This window comes from Roseococcus sp. GW821-FHT12F05 (assembly GCF_058806835.1).
On record NZ_JBXAQB010000036.1, the window covers coordinates 1 to 5,565 of the forward strand.

General features: G+C 60.9%; 4 protein-coding genes, 5 pseudogenes and 1 other annotated feature. Of the genes and pseudogenes, 4 read left to right on the top strand and 5 right to left on the bottom strand.

Translation table 11 applies throughout. The features are described 5' to 3' along the window. Positions 1 to 142: 142 nt before the first annotated feature. Together AC1ROY_RS33830 and AC1ROY_RS33835 are read right to left on the bottom strand one after the other, a co-directional pair. Complete coding sequence (locus AC1ROY_RS33830; protein WP_493153358.1) at positions 143 to 340, bottom strand: hypothetical protein; 198 nt, start codon at positions 338 to 340, stop codon at positions 143 to 145. Positions 341 to 373: 33 nt separating this feature from the next. Then, positions 374 to 685, bottom strand: a complete 312-nt coding sequence (locus AC1ROY_RS33835; protein ID WP_493153359.1) for a 4a-hydroxytetrahydrobiopterin dehydratase family protein — start codon at positions 683 to 685, stop codon at positions 374 to 376. Positions 686 to 783: 98 nt separating this feature from the next. Between AC1ROY_RS33835 and AC1ROY_RS33840 the strand changes: the two are divergent. Beyond that, a pseudogene (locus AC1ROY_RS33840) lies at positions 784 to 2,011 on the top strand (IS3 family transposase). After that, positions 1,068 to 1,184: a sequence feature (AL1L pseudoknot), on the top strand. (Overlaps the previous pseudogene by 117 nt.) Before the next feature lie 39 nt (positions 2,012 to 2,050). On the opposite strand, the pseudogene AC1ROY_RS33845 reads toward AC1ROY_RS33840, so the two are convergent. The 3 genes and pseudogenes from AC1ROY_RS33845 to AC1ROY_RS33855 form a co-directional block, all read right to left on the bottom strand. Further along, a pseudogene (locus AC1ROY_RS33845) lies at positions 2,051 to 2,178 on the bottom strand (IS481 family transposase); the annotation flags it as partial. A 52-nt stretch (positions 2,179 to 2,230) separates the two neighbouring features. Further along, positions 2,231 to 2,521, bottom strand: coding sequence for a hypothetical protein (locus tag AC1ROY_RS33850; protein ID WP_493153361.1), 291 nt, complete (start codon positions 2,519 to 2,521; stop codon positions 2,231 to 2,233). Between the two features lie 125 nt (positions 2,522 to 2,646). Then, a pseudogene (locus AC1ROY_RS33855) lies at positions 2,647 to 3,077 on the bottom strand (IS5 family transposase); the annotation flags it as partial. Positions 3,078 to 3,350: 273 nt separating this feature from the next. Between AC1ROY_RS33855 and AC1ROY_RS33860 the strand changes: the two are divergent. The 3 genes and pseudogenes from AC1ROY_RS33860 to AC1ROY_RS33870 all read left to right on the top strand — a co-directional run. Beyond that, entirely contained in the window at positions 3,351 to 3,542 is a 192-nt protein-coding gene (locus tag AC1ROY_RS33860; RefSeq protein ID WP_493153360.1) for a hypothetical protein, read from the top strand. Positions 3,543 to 3,606: 64 nt separating this feature from the next. Then, positions 3,607 to 4,565: pseudogene (locus AC1ROY_RS33865) on the top strand (integrase core domain-containing protein). A 731-nt stretch (positions 4,566 to 5,296) separates the two neighbouring features. Beyond that, positions 5,297 to 5,488 (top strand): annotated as a pseudogene (locus AC1ROY_RS33870) (IS481 family transposase); the annotation flags it as partial. Positions 5,489 to 5,565 lie beyond the last annotated feature (77 nt).

Sequence of the window (5,565 nt, forward strand, 5' to 3'; positions counted from 1 at the left end):
CAGAACCTGGCCCATAGCGCTTCCTTCCACTCCCGCGAAAAGACTGCACCATCAAAATCCGGGATCAAACACCTAGATCAGTTGAGCGCGGCCGCGCCGCCCAGAGTGTCAACCGGGACGTCCGCCGGCTCCGCGGCGGCAACTAGGTGCCCTTCGGGAACTCCTTGCGATAGCGTACCTTGAACTGGCGCTGTCCAAAGCGCGCGACGAGAACGGCTTCCGTCGCCTTGAGCTCCTGCCGCGCTTGGCCAATGCCGAAGCCTCGCTTCTTCGCCTCAATGAGCGCAAGTCGTTCACTGTGGAACTTGGCCATCAGGGTGACGTTGTTGAGAGCCTCCACCGTTCCACTTCCGCCGCGCCGGGCAGCTCCACGTCACATCAGGGAGTTAATCGCCTCAGCCAGTGCGAACGGCACAGCTTCGGGCTCGCCATCTTTCCAGATCAGGATGATCTTCACCCGCGCGTCGTTCCACTCAAGCGAGAACTCTCCGGTTGTGAGGATGCACGCCGCCCGAGCGACGAACCCCCAGGCATGAGATCTGCTGGCAAAACGGAACTTTCTTTCTATGGAGTTTCGCCCCTCTGGCCTGATCCATTTGAGAACAGGCTCATTCTGGTTTTCCGACATCTTGTGGTTTTCCGACATTGGTTTTCCGACATATTTTTTTGAAGCCATGATGCGCAATCTTAACCTCACAACATCCCAGCGCCAAACGCTGGTGACTAGCCCCACTGAACCGCCCCGGGTTTGTCGGAGGCTCCAACTCCTGAGAAGCGGGAGCGATGACTAGCAAGACGACGAACAAGTTTTCGCCTGAGGTTCGCGAGCGGGCGGTGCGGATGGTGCTGGAGCATGAGGCGCAGCACCCGTCGCGTTGGGCGACGATCCTGTCGATCGCGGCCAAGATCGGCTGCACCGGCCAGACGCTGAACGAGTGGGTGAAACAGGCGGAGCGCGACACCGGCCGCAGGCCTGGGCCGACGATGGAGATGGCGGCGCAGCTCAAGGCCCTGGAGCGCGAGAACCGCGAGCTGCGACAGGCGAACGAGATCCTGCGCAAGGCGTCGGCGTATTTTGCCCAGGCGGAGCTCGCCCGCCGGTTCAAGCCATGATCGGCTTTATCGATGATTATCGCAAGGTCTATGGGATCGAGTCGATCTGCAAGGTCCTGCCGATCGTCCCGTCGACCTATCGCGCACAGGCGGCTAGGCGTGATCCGGCGAAGCTTCCGTCCCGCGGCAGGCGCGATGCCGCGCTGATGCCCGAGATCGCGCACGTGTTCAAGGAGAACTTCCGCGTCTACGGCGTGCCCAAGGTCTGGCGGCAGCTGAAACGCGAGGGTCATGATTTGGCGCGGTGCACTGTCGCGCGCCTGATGCGCGGCATGCGCCTGCAGGGCGTCATCCGCGGCAAGCCGGTCAGGACCATGATCAGCGACAAGGCGGCACCTTGCCCGATGGACCACCTCAACCGGCAGTTCAAGGCACCGCGCCCGAACGCGCTGTGGGTTTCCGACTTCACCTATTTCGCGACCTGGTCAGGGTTCGCCCGCGTCGCCTTCATCGTCGATGCCTATGCGCGGCGGATCGTCGGCTGGCGCGTGTCGCGGACCGCGCATACGGGCTTCGTGCTGGATGCGCCGGAACAGGCCCTGCACAAGCGGCGCCCGCTGCATCGCGGCGGCCGCATGCATCACAGCGACAGGGGCGGCCAGTACGTCTCCATCCACTACACCGAGCGCCTGGCCCAGGCCGGCATCGAGCCCTCCGTCGGCAGCGTCGGCGACAGCTACGACAACGCCTTGGCCGAGAGCATCAACGGTCTCTACAAGGCCGAGGTCCTTCACCGGCGCGGCTCATGGCGCTCCCTCGAGGCCGTGGAATTCGCCACCCTCGATGGGTCGACTGGTTCAACCATCGGCGCCTGCTGGAGCCCATCGGCAACATCCCGCCCGCCGAGGCCGAAGCACTCTACTACGCCGCCCAGGAGAATCTGCTCCTGGCAGCGTGACTCAAACCAAACAGCCTCCGGCAAACCTGGGGCGGTTCAGTGCTCGATATCGTTGGCGATGCAGACGCGGTCGAAGATGTGAGGTCCAGGATCCGTCGACTGACACCGTCGCGGTTCTTGCTCGGGAAGGACATGCCGTTGTCAGTGAGAATGGTGTGGATCCTGTAATCTACCGGGCGGAGCCGAGGGTATGCATCGCCGAATCGGCCTCGCTGAGGATTAGCCAATCTCATCCAGGCCGACCCACGTTGTGCCAGCATCTTCCACAATTAGAACCGCAGCTTCCGGAACATTCTTCGAAACGATTTTGTTTATTTCTTCCAGTATTCTATCTCGGGACCACCCCTTCCGATTTGTACGAAAGGTTGTCGGAGGCAGCCGATATTTTTTTCCAGTATTTACCTTGATCGTGCCGAAATAGCCATTCGATTTCATGTCAGCCTTTAAATTATCCTCCATCTTTGCGGTGAGCTGTGTCTTTGAAAACACCTGCACGTAGAAAATGGGCATGTTTCCCTCAAATATTTTGCTAGATGGGCAGTTAAGCAAACGTCCAGCTGCCGGCATACCCTTGCATCAGACAGGCTGGCCGAAAGGCGGCGCCCTGCCGCTGTGCGAAGAGCCCTTTTGGAAAATCAGGGATGAGCGTTTCTGCGCAGTAGGATGGCGGCCATGGCGATGAGGATCAAGGCTTCGGAGACATCGAGGTGCTGCTCGTAATCGCGGACGAGACGGCGCCACCGGGTCATCCAGCCGAAGGTGCGTTCCACGACCCAGCGACGCGGCAGGATCTTGAAGCCCGGCTCGCTATCGCAGCGTCGGACGATCTCGACGGAGAAGTCGAGGAAGGCCGCTTCGTCCATGAGCTTCAGCCGGTCATAGGCGCCGTCGGCGAACATGTGCTTCACCCAGGGCCAGCGCTTGCGGATGCCGTTTAGGATCGTCTGGGCTCCGGCACTGTCGGAAATGTCGGCCGGCGTTAGGTGGACCGTCAACAGCGGCCCGTCGGTATCAACCGCGATGTGCGCTTGCGGCCCAGAACCTTCTTGCCGGCGTCATAGCCTCGCCATCAGCGCCCCCCTTTTCAGCGCCTGACCGAATGGTCGATAATACAACACCGTCCATTTCCACAGCGGCTTATGCATACGCTTGCCCCGTGAGTTCATCGCCGCGAAATTAGCGCATTAAGCGGCCCTATTTGGTTTTGTGGCGCATTGTCGGCAGGGGGAGCTGTTGGTATTTTCGACACGAGAAATGGGGAGGTGGCTTTATGCCAGGATGGTATGTGCGGGTTTCTATTCCAGCGACGTCGGACGATGTGGCGTCGACTGAGCTATACGTGGCGTGGATTGAAAATTCCGAATTGGCAACAAAGGCCGTCGAAGGCGACTTTGATCCTGCGGAAGGGCCTGTCGTTCATTGCGAAACACAGTTATCTGATGAAGAATTGCGCGGCCTCGGCATCGAGGCCGGGGAGGTGGCGTGGCTTAGAGTGGCGAATGACGGCAGCATTACAGCGGTCAAGGTCTAAGATGTGCAGTCCCTGGGAGTGGTGGTGCATTATCGATCCTGAGTCGTCAGGAGGAGGATGCCCTATGGCAAGTGTTTTTCATGGCAGCGCCCCGCTCGACGCCGCGTCTTCGAGCCGAGCTCCAAGCGTCGAAGAGAGCAGCCGGACCCTATGCTACCCGCACGGCTGAAGCCCAAGACGGTGTGCAAGTGACGTAAGCGGACCACGACAGCCGATGCCTCCAATGGGTCCGAAGGCCCCGAAGAGCACGGTGCTGACATCGGCGGAAGAGGACATCGTTGTGGCTCCGGCAGAAGACACTGCTGCCGCTGGACGACGTGCTGGGTTGCCTGAGGGATACCATCTCCAGCCTCAGCCGCAGTGCCCTGCACCGCTGCATCCAGCGTCACGGCATTTCCCGGTTGCCGGTCGAGGAGGCCAAGGAGCAGCGCAAGCGTTTCAAGACCTACGAGATCGGCTATATCCATATCGACAGTGCGAGCTGCGCCACGCTGACGGCAAGCTCGTCATGTTTCTGGCCATCGACCGGGGTCTCCAAGTTCAACCACGTCGAGTTCCATAACAGTGCTGGCAAGATGGAAAGCTCAGCCTTTCTCAGGGCCGTGGTCGAGGTATTCCCCTGCAAGATCCCCACTGTGCTCACCGACAATGGCATGTCCTTCCCGAGCAAGAACCGCGAAGGCCCCAGTCGACGCTTCCCCGGTCCGCACATCTTCGACCGCGTCTGCCATCGCCAACGATATCGAGCACCGGCTGACCAAGCCCTGCCATTCTTGAACCAACGGCCAAGCCGAGCAGATGAACCGGACGATCAAGGACGCCATGGTCAAGATCTTCCACTACGACGACCTGCAAAGCCTAAAGGCCCACGTCCTGGCCTTCGTCTCCGCCTACAACTTCGCCAAGCACCTGAAGGCCCTGCGATGGCGAACGCCCGACCAGGTTATCTGTGAGGCCTGGACCAAAGACCCGTCAATCTTCAAGATCAACCCGCGCCACCTCACCCCGAGACCACACACCTAGGTCCGCGGCCGGTTCACAACGCCCAGGATCACGAGGAACTCGTCTAAGACCGCGAAGGACGGAGCATTTTACGGTTTCCGAGAGTGACCCCCTGTTGCTGAAACCAGCGACGCAGAGTGTGGGAGCTAACGCCCAAATGCTCGGCGATGCGGTTTGGGTAGGTGCCGTGCAGTAACATTCGATTGGCGATCTCGCCCCTCTCGCCAGCGAAAAGCATCTCACGCTTATCGGCCCACGCTGCCCGCCTGGCCTCGCGTGCCCTCGCCCGATCCATTGGATCAGCCCAGGCCGCTTTCACGCGCGCACTGATCTTGGCGCGCACCTCAGGCTTTGCCATGCCATCCTTTCGCGCCGCGATCGCTTCTGCACGCCTCATCGGTTCCGCCTCAGCCCACGCCGCCCTAAGGGCGGCGCTTCGGCGATCCCACAGACTGTCCTTCGGTATCGCGGCACCCAGCGCCTTTAACGCTGAATACACCGCAGACCGCGATACCCCTTCTCGGTACGCAATCAATTTCGGATCCTCCCCACACAACACGGCCCTGACCATTCGCGCTTGGCGATCACGCTGCTCCTTGCGGGTCATACGGGCATTTCCCTCCGACACTTCCCTCAAAATTGCACACGGATAAGGCTTCCTTTTATAGCATTTTATCCACTCTTGAATAGGACAGCTTTTAGCCACGAACCGTGGAGACCGATCTGACCGGCCACCACCACAAGGTGGTCTGAGCCTGAGGGGCTGGCGCGGCGCCATGGGGGCGAACCCCAAGACGGTCACCAAATGGCGAAAGTGGACCTCGGTCGCTGACCGGCCAATCGGCCCTCGGGAGGCGCACTCCTACGCGCTGTCGACCGAGCAGGAGGCCATCATCGTCGCCTTCCGCCGTCACACCCTGCTGCCCCTGGAGGACTGCCTCTACGGCGCGACCTGGGCCGAGAGCCAGGCCGAGGGGTCGGCCGGCAGGGGTGCTTCGGGGCGGGCCCCGAGGCCGAAGCG